Here is a 19,879-nt window from a genome sequence, read left to right on the forward strand (position 1 = left end):
AACCGCGCGAAGCGGGTATCCCAAGAATTTGTCCTTTGGACAAGTCACCTGGCTTATAGGCGAGTCTGAGACATGAGGAGGTGCAACTATGTACGCAATTATTGAAACAGGCGGTAAACAATACAAGGTTTCCGAGGGCGATGTTCTTTACATCGAGAAGCTGGAAGTCGGCGCAGGCGATGCGGTCACATTTGACCGTGTACTGGCAGTGTCCGGTGAAGGCGGCTTGACTGTAGGCGCTCCGCTCGTTTCCGGCGCTACCGTTTCCGGTAAAGTCGAGAAACACGGCAAAGGCAAGAAGGTTATCGTTTACAAGTACAAGGCGAAGAAAAACTATCGCCGCAAGCAAGGTCATCGTCAACCGTACACGAAAGTTGTGATCGAAAAGATCCAAGCGTAAGAACCGATATGATTCGCATCCGGATTTTTCGCGGTGTAGACAGTCGGATCGTACGATTTCAGGTCGACGGACATGCGCAATACGACGAGCGCGGCAAGGATATTGTGTGCGCCGGTGTATCGGCGGTGACGGTCGGCACGGTGAATGCCATTGAGGCATTGGCCGGGGTACCGTTGAGCGCCCGGATGAAGCATGGGTTGCTGAGCGCGGATATTCCGCTTCAGTCCGATGCAGATACGGAACGTAAGATGCAGTTGCTGCTTGAGAGCATGGTTGTCATGCTGCAAACTATCCAACAATCGTACGGCGCATATATAACGATGCAAGAACAACTATCATCGAAGTAAGGAGGTAGACACGTATGTTGAAATTGGATCTTCAGTTATTCGCGTCCAAGAAGGGCGTAGGCTCCACGAAAAACGGACGTGACAGCATCGCGAAGCGCCTTGGCGTTAAACGCGCTGATGGTCAAACCGTGACAGCCGGCAGCATTCTCGTTCGTCAACGCGGAACGAAAATTCATCCGGGCAACAACGTAGGCATCGGTTCCGATGACACGTTGTTCGCGAAAGTCGAAGGCGTTGTGAAATTCGAGCGTCTCGGCCGTGATCGTAAAAAAGTGAGCGTCTACCCTGTAGTGGCTGCTGATGTAGCTGCTGCGGTAGAAGTGTAAGATCAACGACAACGTCCAAACCCTGGCGAACTGAGCTTCGCCGGGGTTTGTTTTTTCATACGGAGTTCTTCAATACATACGTGTACTTTGTCAGGCGTCATGCTATACTGTTAAGGATATTGACGTGGAACGGAGAGATCGGGCATGCCATCGAATGCAAAATCCGAAGGGTGCGCACCGCAGCCTGTGGACGATCCCGAACGGGTTGATCCCGGAATGGAGGAGGCCAGGCTAGCGTCGGAGCAGGACCTGCGGACGCTTCGTCTGTTCAATCATTACAGGCATGACTGGATGAATGATATCCAGGTATTGATGGGTTACGTGCAGCTGAAGAAATATGAGAAGTTACAGGCAATGGTGGATAAAATAAAAGACAAGGTCCAACAGGAAAGCTTGCTTTCCAAGATGGGCATCCCATCGCTAACCTTGTTCCTGCTCAGCTTTCAGGCGGAAGTCAAGGAGCTGAGGCTCATGATTCGGCTAGAGGATGAGATTCAGCTGCAGAACTTGCCCCGCTGCGCGGAGGTGGAGCAGGGAATCAGACTGCTTGTGGAAGGCTTCCGACTGGAAGCGTCTGCTTCGCCTTATATGGACGATAACCGGCTGGAGCTGCATTGGGCTGATGTCGGACAGGAGCTGCGGCTTGAGGTTAGCTACACAGGCGGATTCGAGGCGGAGCGTATCAGCCGTCTGGAGCAGGAGCTGCGTCTGCTTTGGCAGGAACAGCAGCTGGATATGCAAGCCGAGGCTCAGGAGCAATTGGTACAGTGGAGCATCCGTTGGATGCTTGCGGACCCGAAGCTGGAACGATAAAGAGGGTGAAACTTATATGTTTGTAGACAAGGCAAAAGTTTATGTCAAGGGCGGCGACGGCGGCGACGGCTTGGTGGCGTTTATCCGCGAGAAATATGTGCCGGAGGGCGGACCAGGCGGCGGCGACGGCGGCGACGGCGGCGATGTCATTTTCCGGGTGGATGAGGGCTTGCGCACGCTTGTAGACTTCCGCTACCAGAAGCATTTTAAGGCGGAACGCGGGGAAAAAGGGCGCAATAAATGCCGCCACGGCGCTAACGCGGACGACATGATCGTGCGGGTTCCACCGGGCACCGTTGTGCTGGATGACGATACGCAGGATATTATCGCCGATCTGACCCGCCACGGCCAGGAAGTCATTATCGCCAAGGGCGGACGCGGCGGGCGCGGCAATACCCGGTTTGCAACGGCGAATAATACGGCCCCGGAAATTGCGGAAAACGGCGAGGACGGGCAGGAGCGCTGGGTTGTGCTTGAGCTTAAGGTGATGGCGGACGTCGGGCTGGTTGGCTTTCCGAGCGTCGGCAAGTCTACGCTGCTATCGGTTGTATCCGGCGCGAAGCCAAAGATCGGAGCGTACCATTTCACGACGCTGACGCCTAATCTTGGTGTCGTTGAGGTGGGCGACGGCCGCAGCTTCGTGATGGCGGACTTGCCGGGCTTGATTGAGGGGGCGCATGAAGGCGTCGGTCTCGGTCATGAGTTTCTGCGCCATGTTGAGCGGACGCGGGTTATCGTGCATGTGCTGGATATGGCCGGGACCGAAGGACGCGATCCATTCGAGGATTGGCTGAAAATCAACGAAGAGCTCAAGCTGTACAACGCCAAGCTGGAGGAGCGTCCGCAAGTGATTGCGGCCAACAAAATGGATATCCCGGATGCCGAGGTGTATCTGGAGTCGTTCCGTGAGCAGCTGGCGGCCCGCGGCCTCGACCTGCCGATTTTTCCGATCTCGGCGGTTACGAAGTCTGGCGTGCAAGAAATGCTGTACAAGGTGTCCGATCTGCTGGAGACGATTCCGGACATGCCGCTGGTCGAAGATTTGGTGGAGCTGTCCGAGCGGAAGGTATACCGGCTTGATGAGGATGAGAGCGAGGATTTCGTCATCCGCCGCGACAACGAGGCTTATGTGGTTGACAGCCCGAGCATCGAGCGGTTGATCAAGCGCACGAACTTTAGCACCCAGGAGGCTGTGCTGCGGTTTGCCCGGATTTTGCGCAAGAAGGGCGTCGACAAGGCGCTCCGTCAGCGCGGGGCGAAGGACGGCACGCTGGTTCGGATTGGCGATTTCGAGTTCGAATTTGTCGAGCAGGAATAGAATAGCACCGGCTGCGCCGGCGAGCTGAACGAGGAAGCTTATCCGACGGCTGATTGGGTGCGCAGCAGGTAAACAGCGAAAAAGCAGCAGGAAGACGGCCAGGTTGGTCGTTTTCCTGCTGCTTTTTCGCTTGTGTTAGTGAGGTATAGTGTTGGAACAGGTTGTTTTGCTTAAAAACAGAATTCCCAACCGTGCTATTCAAAAAAATGGAGTCCCTTTTAGCCTGTCGGTTGCCCTCAAATATAGCTTTTCCTTCCATTGTTTATCTTGTTCTCCAGGCACGGGTTGAACGAAGTGATTTAAATATTGTGGGCGAATTAATTGCTTATCGAATGCTTGTTCCAATAAATGATAGCCTCTAAAACGAGTCAGCGCTTCAATCTCTGAATCACTTAATCGCTGATTGGCCTTTAGCTTCGCTCGAATTGACCAAAAATAAGCTTGACGATGCACCTCTTTAGTAGGGAATTCGCTAATAATCGTATTCATCTGATTGTTCGTGACTTCATCGTGTTGGATAGCTGCTATTACAATGCTCTCAAGGGCAACAAAATGAGTGTGCTTATAGCTCTGAATCAAATCTGTTAGCAACGCATCGGACCATTGCAGACGCCGGTAATAGGCCCATAGCACATGTTCTTTCACTGAATCGTCTACCGTGATCTGCTCGATGTTTGTTACTATATATTCTAGTGATCTAAAATCAAGCAATTCATGGATTGACAGTTGGTCACTGATGCTTAATTCATGCAGCGCTGCATGAATTAAATGAGTCTGATCCTCTAAAACAAGTTCTAGGATACGTTCAGCTACGGATTCTATATGCGAGTTAACCATGTTCACTCCTTTACTCTAATCGCGAAACAACCCGGCCTGAGATCGCTCGCCGCGTAGACCGGGCCGGGTTGGTTAGAACCTTTTCTGTGATTATACATCTGGTTTCTGAAAGGTAAAAGCCCGGATCGTACCGATCTGGCGACTAATTGGCTACCCTTGCTCCTGCGGAGCAAGCCAGGCTCGTCCCTGACGCCAGCGCACCTCCACCGGCAGCTCGAAGAACCGGGACAGCACATCCTCGGACAGCACCTCTGCGGTGGGTCCGGCTTCGAATACGGAGCCTCGGCGCAGCAGTAGCGTGTGGCCGAAGATCGGTAAAATTTCCTCCGTGTGGTGGGTAACATAAATCATCGTCGGCGCGTCGGGCTGCTTCGCTAATTCGTCAATGCTGGCCAAGAGCGTCTCGCGCGAAAATAAATCAAGCCCATTCGACGGCTCATCCAGAATAAGCAGCCGGGGAACGGCCATCAGCGCGCGGGCGATCAGCAGCTTCTGCTTCTCTCCCTGGGAGCAGGTCTGGTAAGCCCGGTTCCACAGATGAGAGCAGCCGAGCTTGCGCATCAGGTCAGCGGCCTGCTCATAGTCGCTGTCGTCCGGCTTGTCATACAAGCCGATGGTGGCGTATTTGCCGCTCAGGACGACGGTTTGCGTCTTGTCGGACATATGCAGCTTCTCCTGCAACGAGGAGCTGACCCAGCCGATCGTTTTGCGCAGCTCGCGCAGATCGACGTCTCCGTAGGTTTCCCCAAGCACGCTGATGCTTCCGCTAGTTGGCCACAGGTAGCCGGTAATCATGTTCAGCAATGTCGTTTTGCCTGAGCCATTCAAGCCAAGCAGCGCCCAGTGCTCACCTGGCCGAACGCTCCAGCTGACATCGGCCAGCAGCGATTTGTCATCGCGGATGTAGCTGATGTCAGCGACGTGGATGATTGCCGCCTGACCCGGCGGCTGCGGTTCCTCGCGTTGATGCTGGCGGCTATCGGCGCAGGTCTGCGAATCGTTGTTCATCGTTGATCTTCCTTTCGTTCAGCTTAAAGCAAGCTATGGCTGTTCCAGCCGCCGGGCGACCGATTCCAGCTTTTGCCGGATCGAGCCTGGCTTGTCGCGGCGGTCGTCGAATTTGATCGAGGTGCATACCCGCTGCGCCCCGGCCTCGAAGGGCAACTCGTGCAGGCGGCGAATGACGCGGAACAGCTCCTCCAGCTCCCCTTCCAGAATCGTGCTCATCGCAGTCATCTCAAATGAAATACGCCCGGCGGTCTGCTCGTCTGCCAGCACCCGATGAAGCTCGGCGACATAAGCGCTGAGGCTGGTGGAAGCGGTCCCGACCGGAATAATCGTAAGCTCGGCGATTGCCATCGTATCGGCTCCTTATCTGATTCAGTTTGTCAGTTTCTGTGGCTTGACGGCGCCCAGACTACGCAGCCTGTGACTGCAGCATGCCTGAAGCGGGGAACGCCAGCCGTTGTCCGTCTGCCTGAGTGCGTTGGTTGTTCGGCGCGTTCCTCTGTCCTTACTGCTGCTGCGGGTCGACCAGCTCGGTCCAATGTACGGTCGGCTCTCTGTCCCCGGCTGCGGACGTCTCGTAGCCAGCCGTTCCGACCCAGATGTGCGGACTGGACGAGGTATCGAAATAATGCTCCAGCAGCTTCCGGAAAATAAATGGAATCGGCCGGTCCAGCACCTCGCTGCGCGGAATCCAGTGCAGGACGCCTTCGTCTGACTGGACGACGTCCCGTCTGGCGGCCACGGCTGTATAAATAAACTGCTGGCGCACCTCCTGCTGATTAAGCCGCAGCAGCACATAGCGCAGCCGCAGCTCGCTCAGCTCCTCGGGCAGCAGCCCCGTTTCCTCCTGAATTTCCCGGAGTACGGCGGCTGCAGGATCTGCCAGCTCATGCGGCTCCAGATGGCCGCCTACGGCTGCCCATAGGCCTGGCGATAAGGTGCGGGTCGGGGAACGCTTCATCATTAACAAATCATTGTCGTTAAACAGCATGGCTGTCGCCAAGATACGGGCTCGAATCACAAGACTTCTCCTCTTTTCGGGTTCTCTTATTCACTTTATCATATTTGTATGTAGCAAGCCTATTGCCCGAAGCGGTGGGAATGCGCTATAATGTCCTCTAGGTAAGTACAATAGTCTGTGCAGAGAGGACTATGCTCATGTCTGATAAATCATTTGAGGCAGAATTGCCGCAGAGCGAGCAATTTTTTCTGGTTCGGGAGGATATGCTGCCTGAAGCGCTCGTCAAGACGGTGCAGGCGAAGAGCCTGCTGGCCCGCGGCGAAGTGAAGACCATCCATGAGGCGGTTGAGCAGGTAGAGCTGAGCCGGAGCGCTTTTTATAAGTATAAAGACGGTATTTTTCCGTTAAGCAAGCTGGACCGCGACCGGATCGTGACGATTTCGATGGACCTGGAGCATCGTTCGGGCATTTTGTCCCGTGTGCTGGCGCTGATCGCTACGCTTGAGGGCAATGTGCTGACCATTCACCAGACGATTCCGCTGCAGGGCATCGCCAATGTCGTCATTTCCGTCGAAACGTCACGAATGGGAGAAAGCGTTGCTGTGCTGCTTGACAAGCTGCGCGAGCAGGATGGCGTCACCCGGGCCACGTTGGCCGGGCAAGGCTGAGCTGGAGCTATGCCAAGCTTCCGGTGCAATTTAGATGGTCACGAATAGCTAGCTGCCGCTAGGACGGCGGTTATATTTGAGGAGGAAGAGGTACTATGAAACCAGTCAAAGTCGGCTTACTTGGATTTGGCACGGTCGGAACGGGCGTTGTGCGTATTGTAGAAGGGCATCAGCATGACCTGATGAGCCAATCCGGCTCTCCGATTGAAATTGTGCAAATTTTGGTCAAAAATAAAAGCAAGGCCCGCTCGGTTCATGTACCGGAGTATAAACTGACTGAACATGCATGGGAGCTGATCGAAAATCCGGAGATCGACGTCATCGTTGAGGTAATGGGCGGCATCGAGCAGACGAAAGAGCTTATGATGGCTGCGTTGGAGCGGGGCAAGCATATTGTGACGGCGAACAAAGACCTGATGGCGCTGCATGGCCCGGAAATTTTGCAGAAGGCGGCGGAAAAGGGCTGCGACGTCATGTATGAAGCGAGCGTAGCAGGCGGAATCCCGATTATCCGGACGCTGATTGACGGCTTCTCCTCCGACCGGATCACGAAAATCATGGGAATTGTCAACGGCACGACCAACTATATTTTGACCAAGATGAGCCAGGAGGGCGCGGCTTACGACGATGTGCTCAAGGAAGCGCAGCAGCTCGGCTATGCCGAAGCTGATCCAACCTCGGACGTCGAAGGCTTTGACGCGGCGCGCAAGATGACGATTTTGGGCACGTTAGGCTTCCATTCGAATATCGCGCTGGCCGACGTAACGGTCAAGGGCATTTCCAAGGTAAGCAAGGAGGATATCGCCTACGGCAAAAAGCTGGGCTACGAGGTGAAGCTGCTCGGCATCGCGGAGCGTAAGGATGAGCACATCAGCATCAGCGTTCAGCCGACGATGGTGAAGCAGTCGCATCCGCTCGCATCGGTGAACGGCGTCTTTAATGCGGTGTATGTGTACGGGGAAGCGGTCGGAGAAACGATGTTCTACGGACCGGGCGCGGGCGAGCTGCCGACGGCGACGTCAATCGTAGCCGACCTGGTGGCGGTTGTACGCAATTCGAATCTGGGCGTCAACGGACGCCGCGGCTTTGTGCCTTACCGGGAGAAGAAGCTCAAGACCGACGAGCAGATCGCTTCGAAAAACTTTATCCTGCTTCATGTGGAAGACAAGGCGGGCGTGCTCGCGCAAATTACACAAGTATTCGCTCAGCATGAAGTGAGCCTGGAATCCGTGCTGCAGCATCCGAACCAGACGAACCCGCTGGCCGAAATTATCATCATCACCCATGATGCCAACAAGGCGGCGATGAACAAGGTACTTGCGCAGTTCGACAGCATGGATGTCGTGCATGGGATCAAGAGCGTTTATCGTGTCGAAGGCTAGCTGCATGATCTGAGTAATCGCCTGAGCGGGAGCTGCACGCTGCGGCTGGCCGCAGTCGAATGGGCAGGTCTGCAGGTTCAGATGCAAGTGCAGGACGGCTTCAGGCGCGATTAACCGCTACAGAATCAAAAGCTTTGAAAGGCAGGCGTGAGGACAATGATGGTGGACAACAAGCGCAGAGTACGCGTACAAGTACCGGCCAGCACGGCCAACCTGGGGCCAGGCTTCGATACGCTGGGCATGGCGCTGAATTTATATGCATGGATCGAGATGAGCTTGGCGGAGAAAACGCGCTTTACGCTGCATGGCGAGCAGATGCAGGGCGTTCCGACGGATAAAAGCAATCTGCTTTACGAGGTAGCCCGGCTTGTGTTTGAACGGGCCGGTCTTCCGGCTCCGGAGCTGGATATTGCGATCTACAGCGACATTCCGCTGGCCCGCGGCCTGGGCAGCAGCGCTTCCGCCATCGTAGGCGCACTGGCGGCGGCTAATGCGCTGATTGGCGGCAAGTTTTCGAATGACGAGCTGTTCCAGTTTGCCACGGAGCTTGAGCAGCACCCCGACAATGTCGGCGCTTCGCTGTTCGGCGGCATCGTGGTGGCGTTCTGGGACGGCAAGCGGGCGGAGCATATCCGCGTCGAGCCGCATGAGCAATTGGAGGTGCTGGTGGCGATCCCGCACTTCCAGCTTTCGACCGAGAAGGCGCGCGGCGTGCTGCCGCGTCAGCAAAGTCTGGACAATGCCGTATTTAACGTCGGCCATTCCTCGGTCCTGGTCGCGGCGTTCTGCACAGGCCGCCTCGACAAGATCAGCTGCGCGATGAAGGATGCGCTGCATCAGCCATACCGCGCGCCGCTGGTGCCGGGATTGGCCGCGATTCTTGAGAAAGCGACGGAGCACGGTGCGCTTGGGGTGGCGTTGAGCGGCGCAGGCCCGACGATTCTGGCGCTGGTGGACCGCGACTCGGCGCGCAAGGCGGAGCTGGAGAGCTTTATGCAGGGCAAGCTGCGCGATGAAGGCATCGACTCGACGCTGCTGTGGCTGAAGCCCGATGCGGCCGGCGTGCGCGTGCAGGAGCTTGCTCCCGATGCGACGGCGGACAGCTTGCTGGAGGCGGTGAAGGGAGGCGGCCGCGCGTGAAAAAAATTGCGCTGCTTGGCCCCGGTACTTATACCGAGGAATCCGCCCATCATGTGCTTGGCGAGAAAGCCTTCGAGTATGTCGGATGCAGCCTCATAGCCGATGTGTTTCAGTCCACGGTGAACGGAGCGACTGATTACAGCGTCATTCCGATTGAAAATACGTTTGAAGGTTCGGTTAACCTGCATGTGGACTGGCTGGTGCATGAGATCAACCTGCCGATCCAGGCGGAGTGGGTGTACCCGATTTCGATTAATTTGCTTCGCTTGCCGCAAGGAGACGGACAGTCGGTTACAGATCGCGCGGCCGCTTGCTCGCAGCTGCGCAAGGTGTACTCGCACAGCGTCACCCTGGCGCAATGCCAGCGTTTCCTGCGCGAGCTGCTGCCTCATGTCGAGCTGGAGGAGGTCGGCAGCAACGGTGAGGCTGCGCGGCTGGTGCGCGAGTTGAACGATCCGACCGTCGCAGCGCTGGCGCCGAAAGGGGCCGCCGTGCTGTATAACCTGCAGACGGTTGCGGCTGGCGTACAGGATCATCAGAACAACTTTACCCGCTTCGTGCTCATTGGCCCGCAGAAGCCGGAGCTGAAGCCGTCGCCCGATACGAAGACGACCATTCTGGTGACGCTGCCGGAGGATTATCCGGGCGCGCTGCATCAGGTGCTGTCGGCTTTCGCCTGGCGTCGGATCAACTTGACGAAAATTGAATCCAGGCCGACGAAAAAGCGGCTCGGCAATTATTTTTTCTATATCGACATCGCGGCTTCTATGGAGTCCGTCCTGCTGCCCGCCGCGCTGCAGGAGATTGAAGCGATTGGCTGCCAGGTGCGCATTCTGGGCTGCTACCCGACGTATTCCTACGATCCCCAGGCAGGGAATGTATAGAATACAGGGGACAGAATACAGGTGACGTTCCTAGCGGCTGGCTGGTGACAGAAGGCGAGCAAGAAGCTGGGGTTGGATAGTTTCGAAAACCGTTTGGCAGACGACTAGTAGAACTCAGGCTGTTTCAAAGTCTCGTATGCCGGGTGAAAAATAAAGGTTGGCAGATGGCCGCCGGACTGAGGTCTGGCGGTTATTTGGCTTTCCTTGTCTTTGACCTCAGCTTAGTACGTGGTACTAGGAATAATTAGTACTTCCGCCTGCCTGATCATCCGCTACAATGGAGCTAAGCAAACATCGCGAGGGAGGGGAGGATTCGACATGCAGAGACGCGAGGTTACGATTGTGGGGACGGGGAAATATTTGCCTGCTATCCGGGTGACGGCGCAGGAGATGGATGAGCGGCTTGGGGCGCCGGACGGATGGGTGCTCAAGAAATCGGATGTGGCTGTTCGTTATTTCGCAGGCACAGAGAAAGCTTCCGATATGGGGGCAAAGGCGGCGAAGGCTGCATTGGCGGCGGCCGGGCTTGCATTCGCCGATATCGATTGTCTGGTATGCGCAAGCGGCACGATGGAGCAGCCGATTCCGTGCACAGCCTCACTGATTCAGGAAGCGATGGGTGAAGGCCGCTCCGGGGTTCCGGCGTTCGATATTAATTCGACCTGCCTGAGCTTTGTTGCTGCGCTTGATATGGTGTCTTACCTGGTGGCCGTTGGGCGTTATCGCCGGGTGCTGATCGTGTCCGCAGAAATCGCTTCAAGGGGCTTGAATTGGCAGCAGAAGGAAAGCGCCGCGTTATTCGGAGACGGAGCAGCCGCTGTCGTTATCGAGCGAGCCGCGGCCGGATCGCCGTCGTGTATTTTACAGGCAGCGATGGAGACGTATGGGGCCGGTGCGCATTTATCGGAAATTCGGGGCGGAGGCAGCGGACTGCCCGCCAGCCTGTATGAACCGGGAGCTGCGGAGCATTATGCGTTTGATATGAACGGACCGGGCATTTTCAGGATGGCCTTGCAGCTGCTGCCGCCGTTTGTGGACCGGCTATTGCAGGGTGCGGGAGTAAGCATCCGTGATTTCAAGCTCGTGATTCCGCACCAGGGCAGCGCAATGGCCATGCGGCTGATCAGCCGAAAGCTGAAAATATCCAAGGAGCAGCTAATGTACATTACGCCTGATCACGGCAATACGATTGCGGCTTCGATTCCGATGGGACTGCATGAAGCCGTACGACAAGGGCGTCTGGAGCGCGGGGACCGGGTGCTGCTGCTTGGAACCTCGGCCGGGATGTCGCTGGGAGGGCTGACCTTTGTGTACTGAACGGGGACGCGTGCTGCTGACCGGAGGAAGGGCGCCGGCGGCGTTGGAGCTGGCCCGGCTGCTGGCCGCAGACGGGTGGCAGGTGTGGTCGGCGGAGAGCGCAGGGCGGCATCTGTGCCGCATGTCGCGTGCGGTGAGCGGTAATTACCGGGTGCCGCCGCCTGCTCAGGGTGCGGAAGCTTACATCGCAGCGCTGGAAAACATTGTGCGTCGGGAGCGAATTGACTGGCTGATTCCGACGTGTGAGGAAATTTTTTGTATTTCTGCCGGGCTGGAGCGGCTGAGCCAATACTGCCGCGTGATGGCAGCGCCGCTGGAGCAGCTCGGACGGCTGCATAGCAAATGGACGTTTATCCGCCGGGTGGAGGAGCTGGGGCTCCCGGCGCCTGCAACGATGCGGCTGGTCCCCGGTTCGGACGCCAGCTTGGCCGCTTGTCTGACGGAGCTGGAGCGGGCTGAGTATGCGGACGGCATCGTGCTGAAGCCGGAGTTTTCCCGGTTCGGCTCGCAGGTTCGGCGCTTCGACAACCGGAAGGAAGCAAGCGCTTATATGCAGCAGCTGCATGAGCGGGCGATTGCTGCACAGCAGCCGTCACGATTATCGCAGCCTTCCGCAGCCTGGGTCGTGCAGCGGTTTGTTCGCGGGCGGGTGCTGTGCACATACGGCATCGCTCATAAAGGCCGGCTCAGCGCGTATGCCGGTTATGAGTCCCATTATACAGCTGGCCCGGGAGCGACGATTTTCTTCGAATCCATTGCGCACGATGGACTGCGCGAATGGGTAAGCGGCTTTGTGCGCGAGGAAAGGTTCAGCGGACAAATTGCGTTTGACTTTGTTGAGGACGCGGACGGGACGCTGCTGCCGCTCGAATGCAATCCCCGTGCAACGAGCGGCGTGCATTTGTTTGGCGCAGGCGATGGCTTGGTGCAGGCGCTGCTTCCGGCGGACAAACCTCCTGAGCTGCTTGTTCAGCCGCGGCCGCTGGCCCGGGCGATGCTCGCATTGCCCATGCTCGCTTACGGATTACCGGCTGATCTGTCTGGGTCAGGCTTGAAAATTTGGCTGAATCGCTTCCGTCTGGCCAAGGATGTCGTATACCGCCGCGGTGACCTTGGGCCGTTTCTGGAGCAGGCAAGCATGCTTTGGGAGCTGGGCTGGGCGGCTGCACGCACAGGCATAACGCTGACAGAAGCGGCAACCGCAGATATAGAGTGGAATGGAGGTCCGATCTGATGAAGGCGCTGGTAACCGGCGGGACAGGGTTTCTGGGCGGACATCTGGCACGGAGGCTGCGCGATCTGGGATGGGATGTGACGGCAGCAGGACGAAGCGAGGAGCAGGGCCGGCGTTTGCGGCAGGCAGGGATTCGCTTCGCGGCGGCTGAGCTGGCCGATGGCGAGCGGATGAAGGCGCTGTGTGCCGGGCAGACCGCCGTTTTTCACTGTGGAGCATTAACGGCAGTCTGGGGCAGCTACACGGATTTCTACACAAGCAATGTAACCGGTACGGCGCATGTCGTGGCAGGCTGCCTGGAGCATGGCGTCGGACGGCTTGTCCATGTCTCGACGCCGAGTGTGTATTTTGGAACGAAGGATAGGATAAACGTGACCGAACGGGACGCGCTGCCCGCCCGTCAGGCGAGCACCTACGCCCGTACGAAAAGACTCGCGGAGCTGGAGGTCCAACGGGGCGTCGACCGCGGATTAGCCGCTGTCCTGCTCCGGCCGCGCGCCTTGTTTGGTCCGGGGGATCAAACGATATTGCCTAAGCTGATCCAGGCCAATACGGCCCGGGGGATGCCGCTGATCGACGGAGGAAGGTCGCTGGTGGATCTGACTTATGTGGACAATGCGGTCGATGCGCTGCTGCTGGCTGCCGAGGCGCAGACCGAGGCGCTTGGCCGCGTGTACAATATTTCCAACGGCGAGCCGCTGCCGCTTGTTGAAGCCGCAGAGCGGCTATTCGCGCTGCTGGGGACACCCTTGCGGCCGATGAGGCTATCCTTCGCGGCTGCTTACGGGCTGGCCGCTGCACTGGAGCTGGCGGCCGCGCTCCGGCCGGGAGGCGGCGAACCGCAGCTGACGCGGGCCGCCGTAGGCATGCTGGGGCGCAGCCAGACGCTGGATATTCGCGAGGCGAAAGAGCGGCTTGGGTATGCGCCCCAGGTAAGTGTCGCCGAGGGGTTGGAGCGTTTTGCCCGCTGGTGGAAGGAGCAGGAGGGAGCGAAACGATGAACGACAACTTGCTGGCGAGGCTGCTGGCCGGTCGGAGGGCCGGGGCGCTAGCTCAGGAGCGGGAGTTGGAGTCGCAGCCACAAATGTATGCGGACCCGCCCAAGGTCAAGCTGCGTTTGTTTACGGCCGGCGCATGCACGCATCCCGAATGGGTCACGCTGCGGGGCGGCTCGCTGGCGTCCGTTGTCATCCCGGCGATGTTTGCCTGCATCGAGCATCCTCGTTTTGGTTATATATTGTGGGACACCGGTTACGCTGCCCGTTTTCTGGAGGCGACAAGCCGTCTGCCGCAGCGGCTGTACCGGATGCTGACGCCCGTGCAGTTCCAGCCGGAACAGGGGGCCGCCGAGCAGCTTCGCCGCGCTGGAATTGATCCCGCCGAGGTTGGCCATGTCATCATCTCGCATTTTCATGCGGATCATGTGGCCGGGCTGCGGGATTTTCCGAACGCGGCGATGCTTTATGAGCCGAGCGCGCATGAGGCGGTTCGAAAGCTGACTGGTCTCGCTGCGCTGCGCCGCGCTTTTCTTCCGGAGCTGCTGCCGGATGATTTCAGCGCGCGCTCCGTCCCATTGGGAGCCGACAGACGCTTCAGGCTGTCTGCGGAAGCAGGCTTTCCATTTTCCTCCGCGCTGGACGTGCTTGGCGACGGGAGCTTGCTGGCCGTTGACCTGCCGGGTCATGCCGATGGGCAGATCGGTCTGCTGCTTGCCACGGAGCGGCAGACGTATTTTCTGTGCGCCGACGCTGTCTGGTCGAGTCGTGCGTTCCGCGAGGCGAGGCCGCCGCATCCGCTGGCTGGCGTCATTATGACCAGCCGAGACGCTTATCGGCAAAGCTTCGAGCGGGTCGTCAGCTTGCACAAGCAATTTCCGGAGGTACACATTATTCCGTCGCATTGCGGGGAAGCAAGCAGACGCTGGACGAGAGGAGGAGCGCAGCTGTGAGCAGTGGAAGAGGAGAACGGCTTCGGATTGCGCTGCATTACGCGCAGGCTCGGTACGGACGCTGCTGGACGGACCGAACAGCGCTGGAACGATGGCAGCATAAGCGGATCATCCGGCAGATCGAACGGATTCGGCAGGCGTCCCCGTTTTACAGAGAGCTGTGGGCAGGCCGTCCTGCATCAGACTGGCAGCATTACCCGATGATCGACAAGCAGCTGATGATGGCCGAGTTTGACCGTTTAAACACGGCTGGCATCCGTCGGGCTGCTGCGTTTGAGCTGGCGCTGGCAGCCGAGCGAACCCGCGATTTTACCCCGGCCATCGGCGAGATTACCGTCGGGTTGTCGTCCGGGACATCGGGCAGCCGGGGGTTATTTCTCGTCAGCCGCAAGGAGCGGCTGGTGTGGGCGGGTGCGGTGCTGGCGCGTGTGCTGCCCGGCTCGCTGCTGGCCGCGCATGCGATTGCCTTTTTCCTGCGTGCGGACAGCAATCTGTATGGAACGGTTCGCGGCGGGAGGCTCGACTTTCGTTTCTATGATCTGCTTGACCCGCTGGCTGTGCATATTTCCCGGCTGCACACGCAGCGCCCGACGGTGCTGGTCGGCCCTCCGTCGCTGCTCCGGCTGCTGGCGGATGCCGCAAGCGCGGGCAAGCTGCACATCCGGCCACAGCGAATAATAGCGGTAGCGGAGGTGCTGGAGGAGCTGGACCGGCGGCAAATTGAAGCTGCATTCGGGCAAAAGCTTCACCAGGTATACCAGTGTACCGAGGGCTTTCTGGGTGCTACCTGTGAATATGGCACGCTGCATCTGAATGAAGATATGGTCTGTGTGCAAAAGGAATACGTCGATCAGGCGACGGGACGGTTTGTGCCGATTGTGACCGACTTTTCGCGGTTCACGCAGCCGATCATCCGCTACAGGCTGAATGATGTGCTGACCGAGCAGACGGAGCGATGCCCGTGCGGCTCGGCGTGTTTGCCGATCGGGCGGATTGAAGGGCGCTGTGACGATGTGTTTGAGCTGCCTGCGCGGACCGGAGGAGGTACGGTGACGGTATTTCCCGATTACATCAGCCGGGCTGTGATAGCCGCTTCGGAGCTGGTAGACGCTTATCAGGTGAAGCTGGTGGACGGTCCGGCGCTGGAAATTGCGCTTGCCGTGAAGGAAGAAGCGCGGCTGGCCGAGGTAAGGGAACAGGTAACCGCTTCGCTGTCCGAGCTGTGCAGCCGGGTTGGCTGCGGGGTGCCGGAGCTGCGCTTCCGCCCGTACACCTTCGCGCCGGGTGAGCGCAAGCTGCGGCGGGTCGAGAATACAACGAAAAGGGGGAGCGGCGAATGAACAGCGGCGGAGGCGAGCGAGTGAAGCAGTATACGTGCGGCGACGAGCCTTTTCCGTGGGGGGACGACGAGCAGGGACGTTACGCGGCCGCTTATTTACAACCGTTGCTGGAGCGGCCGATCGCGGATTACATCCGCAATGTGGAGACGGAGCTGCTGCTGTTGAGCATCGCCGGGTATACGCTGCCGGTCACGGTCAACGACACGCAGTATGACAGCTCTTACGTATGCTCGCCTTACACCCATTACATCACGTATGCAAAGGAAGAGCTTGGACTGGTTGGTCTTGAGCATCTGCAAATGCCGCTTTCGGCGCTGCTGGACGGAATCGGGCTGCTGCTGAAGCAGACTGCGTTTAACCGGGTGGTACAGGTGAACAATTGGCTGTTGTCCACGAATCTGTACCCTGACGTACCCGTGACGGACTGGCAGGCGGCCGTGCGGCAGTTGCTCGCTTTGTATCCGCGTCATACGCTGATTTTCCGTTCATTGAACCGGACAACAAATGGCCCGCTGATCGACGAGCTGGTCAGGCTAGGCTTTCGGCTCGTCCCGAGCCGGCAAATTTATATGCTGCGGCCTTCCGGGGAGGCGACGGTCAACGCGAAGGCGCGTTGGCTGGTGAGGCGGGATTACGGGCTGCTGGCGAAGCACGGGTATGAGCGGCTTGGCCCGGACGAGCTTACGCAGGCAGACGTGCCGCGATTGGCGGCGCTGTATCACGCTTTGTATATCGAGAAATATTCGGCGTGCAACCCGCAGTTTACCGAGCGGTTTTTCAGCCTGGCGCTGGAGCGGGGGCTGCTGCAGTTCCATGCGCTGCGCCATACCCAGACGGGACGCCTTGATGCCGTGCTTGGCTTTTTCAGCCGCGATGGGGTCATGACGACGCCTGTATTCGGTTACGACACGTCGCTGCCGCAAACGATTGGCCTGTACCGAATGCTGTCGGCGGTGCTGCTTAACCTTGCGCGCGAGGGAGGCTGCCTGTTGCACGAAAGCTCCGGTGCCGCCGAGTTCAAACGCAATCGCGGAGCGGTGGCGGAGATTGAGTATTCAGCTGTGTATGATCGGCATTTGCCGATGCGGCGCAGAGCCGGCTGGTCGGTGCTGCGCGGGGTGCTGAATGCAGTCGGATTGCCGCTGATGCGCAAATACAAGCTGTAGCAGCGGCTTCGGCCGGCAGCCGGGTCAACTGTCAAATGGCAGCGCGGCCAGTAAGCCCGGTCATGGCTGCAGAGTGGCTTCGGGTGTTGATTCCATGGATGGACTGCCTGCCGTGCAGGAGCATAGGAGCGGTTCAGGACGGCGATTTCGGGCGGCTGCGGAATTTTTTCACGGGTTCATGGTCAAATGCCCAGTTTGTTGCATAAACTGTAATGTCATTTTGTTCCGGCAGCACAGTGCGCCAAACTGAAGGAGGTTTACTCATTTGAAAATCCATATCGTGAAGAAAGGCGACACCCTTTACGAGATTTCCCAGAAATATGGAGTAGAGCTTGATAAGGTGATCGCTTTTAACCCGCAAATCGCGAACCCGGACGTTTTGGACATTGGCATGAAGGTAAAAATTCCGAATGAGCCTACGCCGGTCGCACCTCCCTCCGACTACTTGTATAAGCACGCGGTTGTGCAGGGAGATACGTTGTGGAAGCTGGGCAAGGCGTGGAGTGTGCCGCTCGCCGACATGGTCGCTGCCAATCCGCAGCTGAAAAATCCTAACGTGCTGATGACCGGCGATGTTGTCTACATTCCCAAGCAAAAATCGGGAGCCGATCATGGCGAAAACAAGCCGCAAACAGGTCCTTCCATGCACGTCCCGGGTCATAAGGCGAATACGTCCGTGATGCCGGGGCATGGCGGTCATCATAAGGTGGACAATTCGGTCCAGCCTCCGCCTCCAAAAGTGGAAACTGCGCCGCTGCCCGCAGAACCGCTGCCTGTCGAGGCTCCTCCGGAGCAGCCGCCCGCACCGGTTATGCCGGAGATCAAGCCTGTGGTCGAGAAGCCCATCGAAATAAAAACTCCAGCTCCTACGCCGATCTCCCCAGTGAATGTACAGCCGAATATCCCGCCTAACATTCAACCCAATATGCAACCCAATATGCAACCCAATATGCAACCTGAGATGCAGCCCAATGCAGGGCCGAATGTGCAGCCGAATATCGCTCCGACGCCTAACCTCGGTCCGCTGCAAGCAGGACAGATGCCGCCGGCGACAGATTTGTTCCAACAATTCCAGCTGCCTGCGACTCAGGCGGGAGCGCTTCCGTCCGAGCCTGAGCTTCCAGCTTTCCCGAACATGCAAATGTCGCAAACAGCCGTCAATCCTGCTATGGCTTGGCCGCAGGCTGCATATCCCGCTTATCCGGGCTGGGGGCCCAATGCCCAGGTTGCCGGAGATTGCGGCTGCGGTCAGCCTAATTTGCCTTATGCAGTGTCGCCGGCCGTACTTTACCCGAACATGGCTCCGGGTGTTTATGCTCCGTCTGCTGCAAGCCCTGCGATGGAGTGGCCGAACGCCTTTAATCCGACGGCGGTAAGTCCAGCGATGGAATGGCCGAACGCGTATCATCCGAACGCATACAATCCGACAGCAGTTAGCCCTGCGATGGAATGGCCGAATGCGTATCATCCAAATGCATACAACCCGACGGCGGTAAGTCCAGCGATGGAATGGCCGAACGCGTATCATCCAAATGCATACAACCCGACAGCGGTAAGTCCAGCGATGGAATGGCCAAATGCTTATCATCCGAACGCATACAACCCGACGGCGGTGAGCCCGGTGTCCGAGTGGCCAAACGCATACAACCCGACGGCGGTGAATCCGGCCTCGGCATGGCCGAACGCATACAACCCGACGGCGGTGAGCCCGGTGTCCGAGTGGCCAAACGCATACAACCCGACGGCGGTGAATCCGGCCTCGGAATGGCCGAACGCATACAACCCGACGGCGGTGAGCCCGGTGTCCGAGTGGCCAAACGCATACAACCCGACGGCGGTGAGCCCGGCCTCGGATTGGCCAAACGCATACAACCCGACGGCGGTGAGCCCGGCCTCGGAATGGCCAAACGCATACAACCCGACGGCGGGGAGCCCGGTGTCCGAGTGGCCAAACGCATACAATCCGACGGCGGTGAGCCCGGTGTCCGAGTGGCCAAACGCATACAATCCGACGGCGGTGAGCCCGGTGTCCGAGTGGCCAAACGCATACAATCCGACGGCGGTGAGCCCGGTGTCCGAGTGGCCAAACGCATACAATCCGACGGCGGTGAGCCCGGCCTCGGAATGGCCAAACGCATACAACCCGACGGCGGTGAGTCCGGCCTCGGAATGGCCAAACGCATACAATCCGACGGCGGTGAGCCCGGCCTCCGAATGGCCAAACGCATACAACCCGACGGCGGTGAGCCCGGCCTCGGAATGGCCAAACGCATACAACCCGACGGCGGTGAGCCCGGTGTCCGAATGGCCAAACGCATACAACCCGACGGCGGTGAGCCCGGTGTCCGAATGGCCAAACGCGTATAACCCGACAGCGGTCAGCCCAGCCTCGGAGTGGCCAAAGGCAGGCAAACGCAGCGCAGAGGCTGCATTGGCAGGTGCTCCGTTGCTGCCGCATGTAACAGCGGGCTATCCGTACGGCAATCAGATTGCTACTGTGAGCGCGTATCCGGGAGTCGGCGCCTTGCCGTTCACCTCCTTTGGCGCTTCGGAGTTTCCGGCTGCTCCGATTGCCCCTTTGGTGGATGAATTCAGCCCAAAGCCGAAAGAAAATAAAGGGAAGGGAAACACAACAACAACCGTTGCCAAAAGCAAAACCCGTTCGCGCAGCAAGTCGGCGTATGCGGCCATCAGTGAACTGCTGGAGCGCAATCGCTACAGGACGGGCGGGACGGTAAAGGCCAAGAAAAATTATCCGTGGTTAAATAACTGAAATTGATTCCCGCTGTG

General features: G+C 58.3%; 20 protein-coding genes and 1 other annotated feature (1 of these 21 running past the window's edge). Of the genes, 16 read left to right on the plus strand and 4 right to left on the minus strand.

Annotated features, from left to right (window positions below; all coding sequences use genetic code 11):
- Window positions 1-77 (plus strand) — a sequence feature (ribosomal protein L21 leader region) (it extends 10 nt beyond the left edge of the window).
- A gap of 11 nt (window positions 78-88) precedes the next feature.
- The 5 genes from rplU (at window position 89) to obgE (ending at window position 3,204) form a co-directional block, all read left to right on the plus strand.
- Entirely contained in the window at window positions 89-400 is a 312-nt protein-coding gene (rplU, locus tag AC6ROY_RS13445; RefSeq protein WP_500101026.1) for a 50S ribosomal protein L21, read from the plus strand.
- An 8-nt stretch (window positions 401-408) separates the two neighbouring features.
- Window positions 409-747 (plus strand): ribosomal-processing cysteine protease Prp, encoded by a 339-nt coding sequence (locus AC6ROY_RS13450; protein WP_500101027.1) that lies wholly within the window; start codon window positions 409-411, stop codon window positions 745-747.
- 14 nt (window positions 748-761) lie between these two features.
- Window positions 762-1,073, plus strand: a complete 312-nt coding sequence (rpmA, locus tag AC6ROY_RS13455) for a 50S ribosomal protein L27 (protein WP_500101028.1) — start codon at window positions 762-764, stop codon at window positions 1,071-1,073.
- 144 nt (window positions 1,074-1,217) lie between these two features.
- Entirely contained in the window at window positions 1,218-1,886 is a 669-nt protein-coding gene (locus AC6ROY_RS13460) for a Spo0B domain-containing protein (protein ID WP_500101029.1), read from the plus strand.
- Window positions 1,887-1,902: 16 nt separating this feature from the next.
- On the plus strand, window positions 1,903-3,204 hold the full coding sequence (gene obgE / locus AC6ROY_RS13465) for a GTPase ObgE (protein ID WP_500101030.1): 1,302 nt from the start codon (window positions 1,903-1,905) through the stop codon (window positions 3,202-3,204).
- Window positions 3,205-3,402: 198 nt separating this feature from the next.
- Here obgE and AC6ROY_RS13470 read toward each other — a convergent pair whose 3' ends face one another.
- From AC6ROY_RS13470 to AC6ROY_RS13485, 4 genes are all read right to left on the minus strand, one after another.
- Complete coding sequence (locus AC6ROY_RS13470; RefSeq protein WP_500101031.1) at window positions 3,403-4,041, minus strand: hypothetical protein; 639 nt, start codon at window positions 4,039-4,041, stop codon at window positions 3,403-3,405.
- A 150-nt stretch (window positions 4,042-4,191) separates the two neighbouring features.
- Window positions 4,192-5,049, minus strand: a complete 858-nt coding sequence (locus AC6ROY_RS13475; protein WP_500101033.1) for an ABC transporter ATP-binding protein — start codon at window positions 5,047-5,049, stop codon at window positions 4,192-4,194.
- A gap of 33 nt (window positions 5,050-5,082) precedes the next feature.
- Complete coding sequence (locus AC6ROY_RS13480) at window positions 5,083-5,400, minus strand: MTH1187 family thiamine-binding protein (RefSeq protein ID WP_500101035.1); 318 nt, start codon at window positions 5,398-5,400, stop codon at window positions 5,083-5,085.
- A 154-nt stretch (window positions 5,401-5,554) separates the two neighbouring features.
- Window positions 5,555-6,070: an NUDIX domain-containing protein gene (locus tag AC6ROY_RS13485; RefSeq protein ID WP_500101036.1), complete on the minus strand. Its 516-nt coding sequence runs from the start codon at window positions 6,068-6,070 to the stop codon at window positions 5,555-5,557.
- 137 nt (window positions 6,071-6,207) lie between these two features.
- Between AC6ROY_RS13485 and thrR the strand changes: the two genes are divergently transcribed.
- The 11 genes from thrR to AC6ROY_RS13540 all read left to right on the plus strand — a co-directional run bounded on the left by thrR (window position 6,208) and on the right by AC6ROY_RS13540 (window position 19,862).
- Window positions 6,208-6,678: a transcriptional regulator ThrR gene (gene thrR / locus AC6ROY_RS13490; protein ID WP_500101037.1), complete on the plus strand. Its 471-nt coding sequence runs from the start codon at window positions 6,208-6,210 to the stop codon at window positions 6,676-6,678.
- Window positions 6,679-6,773: 95 nt separating this feature from the next.
- Window positions 6,774-8,060 (plus strand): homoserine dehydrogenase, encoded by a 1,287-nt coding sequence (locus AC6ROY_RS13495; protein WP_500101038.1) that lies wholly within the window; start codon window positions 6,774-6,776, stop codon window positions 8,058-8,060.
- Window positions 8,061-8,219: 159 nt separating this feature from the next.
- Window positions 8,220-9,200 carry a homoserine kinase gene (thrB, locus tag AC6ROY_RS13500; RefSeq protein ID WP_500101074.1) on the plus strand — a complete coding sequence of 327 codons (981 nt, stop codon included), beginning with the start codon at window positions 8,220-8,222 and terminating at the stop codon, window positions 9,198-9,200.
- Window positions 9,197-10,084, plus strand: a complete 888-nt coding sequence (pheA, locus tag AC6ROY_RS13505) for a prephenate dehydratase (RefSeq protein ID WP_500101039.1) — start codon at window positions 9,197-9,199, stop codon at window positions 10,082-10,084. The genes thrB and pheA overlap by 4 nt, the downstream gene beginning before the upstream one ends.
- A gap of 318 nt (window positions 10,085-10,402) precedes the next feature.
- Window positions 10,403-11,401, plus strand: a complete 999-nt coding sequence (locus AC6ROY_RS13510; protein ID WP_500101040.1) for a beta-ketoacyl-ACP synthase III — start codon at window positions 10,403-10,405, stop codon at window positions 11,399-11,401.
- Complete coding sequence (locus AC6ROY_RS13515; protein WP_500101041.1) at window positions 11,391-12,635, plus strand: ATP-grasp domain-containing protein; 1,245 nt, start codon at window positions 11,391-11,393, stop codon at window positions 12,633-12,635. Before AC6ROY_RS13510 ends, AC6ROY_RS13515 begins: the two co-directional genes overlap by 11 nt.
- A complete protein-coding gene (locus AC6ROY_RS13520; RefSeq protein ID WP_500101042.1) occupies window positions 12,635-13,636 on the plus strand; it encodes an NAD-dependent epimerase/dehydratase family protein in 1,002 nt (333 codons plus the stop codon). The genes AC6ROY_RS13515 and AC6ROY_RS13520 overlap by 1 nt, the downstream gene beginning before the upstream one ends.
- The gene (locus AC6ROY_RS13525) at window positions 13,633-14,583 is read left to right on the plus strand and encodes an MBL fold metallo-hydrolase (protein ID WP_500101044.1); all 951 of its coding nucleotides are present in this window, start codon (window positions 13,633-13,635) and stop codon (window positions 14,581-14,583) included. The genes AC6ROY_RS13520 and AC6ROY_RS13525 overlap by 4 nt, the downstream gene beginning before the upstream one ends.
- Window positions 14,580-15,923, plus strand: coding sequence for a F390 synthetase-related protein (locus AC6ROY_RS13530; protein WP_500101045.1), 1,344 nt, complete (start codon window positions 14,580-14,582; stop codon window positions 15,921-15,923). The genes AC6ROY_RS13525 and AC6ROY_RS13530 overlap by 4 nt, the downstream gene beginning before the upstream one ends.
- Entirely contained in the window at window positions 15,920-17,089 is a 1,170-nt protein-coding gene (locus AC6ROY_RS13535) for a GNAT family N-acetyltransferase (protein WP_500101046.1), read from the plus strand. The genes AC6ROY_RS13530 and AC6ROY_RS13535 overlap by 4 nt, the downstream gene beginning before the upstream one ends.
- Window positions 17,090-17,354: 265 nt before the next feature.
- Window positions 17,355-19,862 (plus strand): LysM peptidoglycan-binding domain-containing protein, encoded by a 2,508-nt coding sequence (locus tag AC6ROY_RS13540; RefSeq protein ID WP_500101047.1) that lies wholly within the window; start codon window positions 17,355-17,357, stop codon window positions 19,860-19,862.
- Window positions 19,863-19,879: the final 17 nt, after the last annotated feature.

Source organism: Paenibacillus sp. sg306046, assembly GCF_059821225.1.

Bases quoted from the DNA above. Each gene is read 5' to 3' on its own strand.
- rplU (WP_500101026.1), top strand. From the start codon at position 89: ATGTACGCAATTATTGAAACAGGCGGTAAACAATACAAGGTTTCCGAG.
- AC6ROY_RS13450 (WP_500101027.1), top strand. From the start codon at position 409: ATGATTCGCATCCGGATTTTTCGCGGTGTAGACAGTCGGATCGTACGA.
- rpmA (WP_500101028.1), top strand. From the start codon at position 762: ATGTTGAAATTGGATCTTCAGTTATTCGCGTCCAAGAAGGGCGTAGGC.
- AC6ROY_RS13460 (WP_500101029.1), top strand. From the start codon at position 1,218: ATGCCATCGAATGCAAAATCCGAAGGGTGCGCACCGCAGCCTGTGGAC.
- obgE (WP_500101030.1), top strand. From the start codon at position 1,903: ATGTTTGTAGACAAGGCAAAAGTTTATGTCAAGGGCGGCGACGGCGGC.
- AC6ROY_RS13470 (WP_500101031.1), bottom strand. From the start codon at position 4,041: ATGGTTAACTCGCATATAGAATCCGTAGCTGAACGTATCCTAGAACTT.
- AC6ROY_RS13475 (WP_500101033.1), bottom strand. From the start codon at position 5,049: ATGAACAACGATTCGCAGACCTGCGCCGATAGCCGCCAGCATCAACGC.
- AC6ROY_RS13480 (WP_500101035.1), bottom strand. From the start codon at position 5,400: ATGGCAATCGCCGAGCTTACGATTATTCCGGTCGGGACCGCTTCCACC.
- thrR (WP_500101037.1), top strand. From the start codon at position 6,208: ATGTCTGATAAATCATTTGAGGCAGAATTGCCGCAGAGCGAGCAATTT.
- AC6ROY_RS13495 (WP_500101038.1), top strand. From the start codon at position 6,774: ATGAAACCAGTCAAAGTCGGCTTACTTGGATTTGGCACGGTCGGAACG.
- thrB (WP_500101074.1), top strand. From the start codon at position 8,220: ATGGTGGACAACAAGCGCAGAGTACGCGTACAAGTACCGGCCAGCACG.
- AC6ROY_RS13510 (WP_500101040.1), top strand. From the start codon at position 10,403: ATGCAGAGACGCGAGGTTACGATTGTGGGGACGGGGAAATATTTGCCT.
- AC6ROY_RS13520 (WP_500101042.1), top strand. From the start codon at position 12,635: ATGAAGGCGCTGGTAACCGGCGGGACAGGGTTTCTGGGCGGACATCTG.
- AC6ROY_RS13525 (WP_500101044.1), top strand. From the start codon at position 13,633: ATGAACGACAACTTGCTGGCGAGGCTGCTGGCCGGTCGGAGGGCCGGG.
- AC6ROY_RS13535 (WP_500101046.1), top strand. From the start codon at position 15,920: ATGAACAGCGGCGGAGGCGAGCGAGTGAAGCAGTATACGTGCGGCGAC.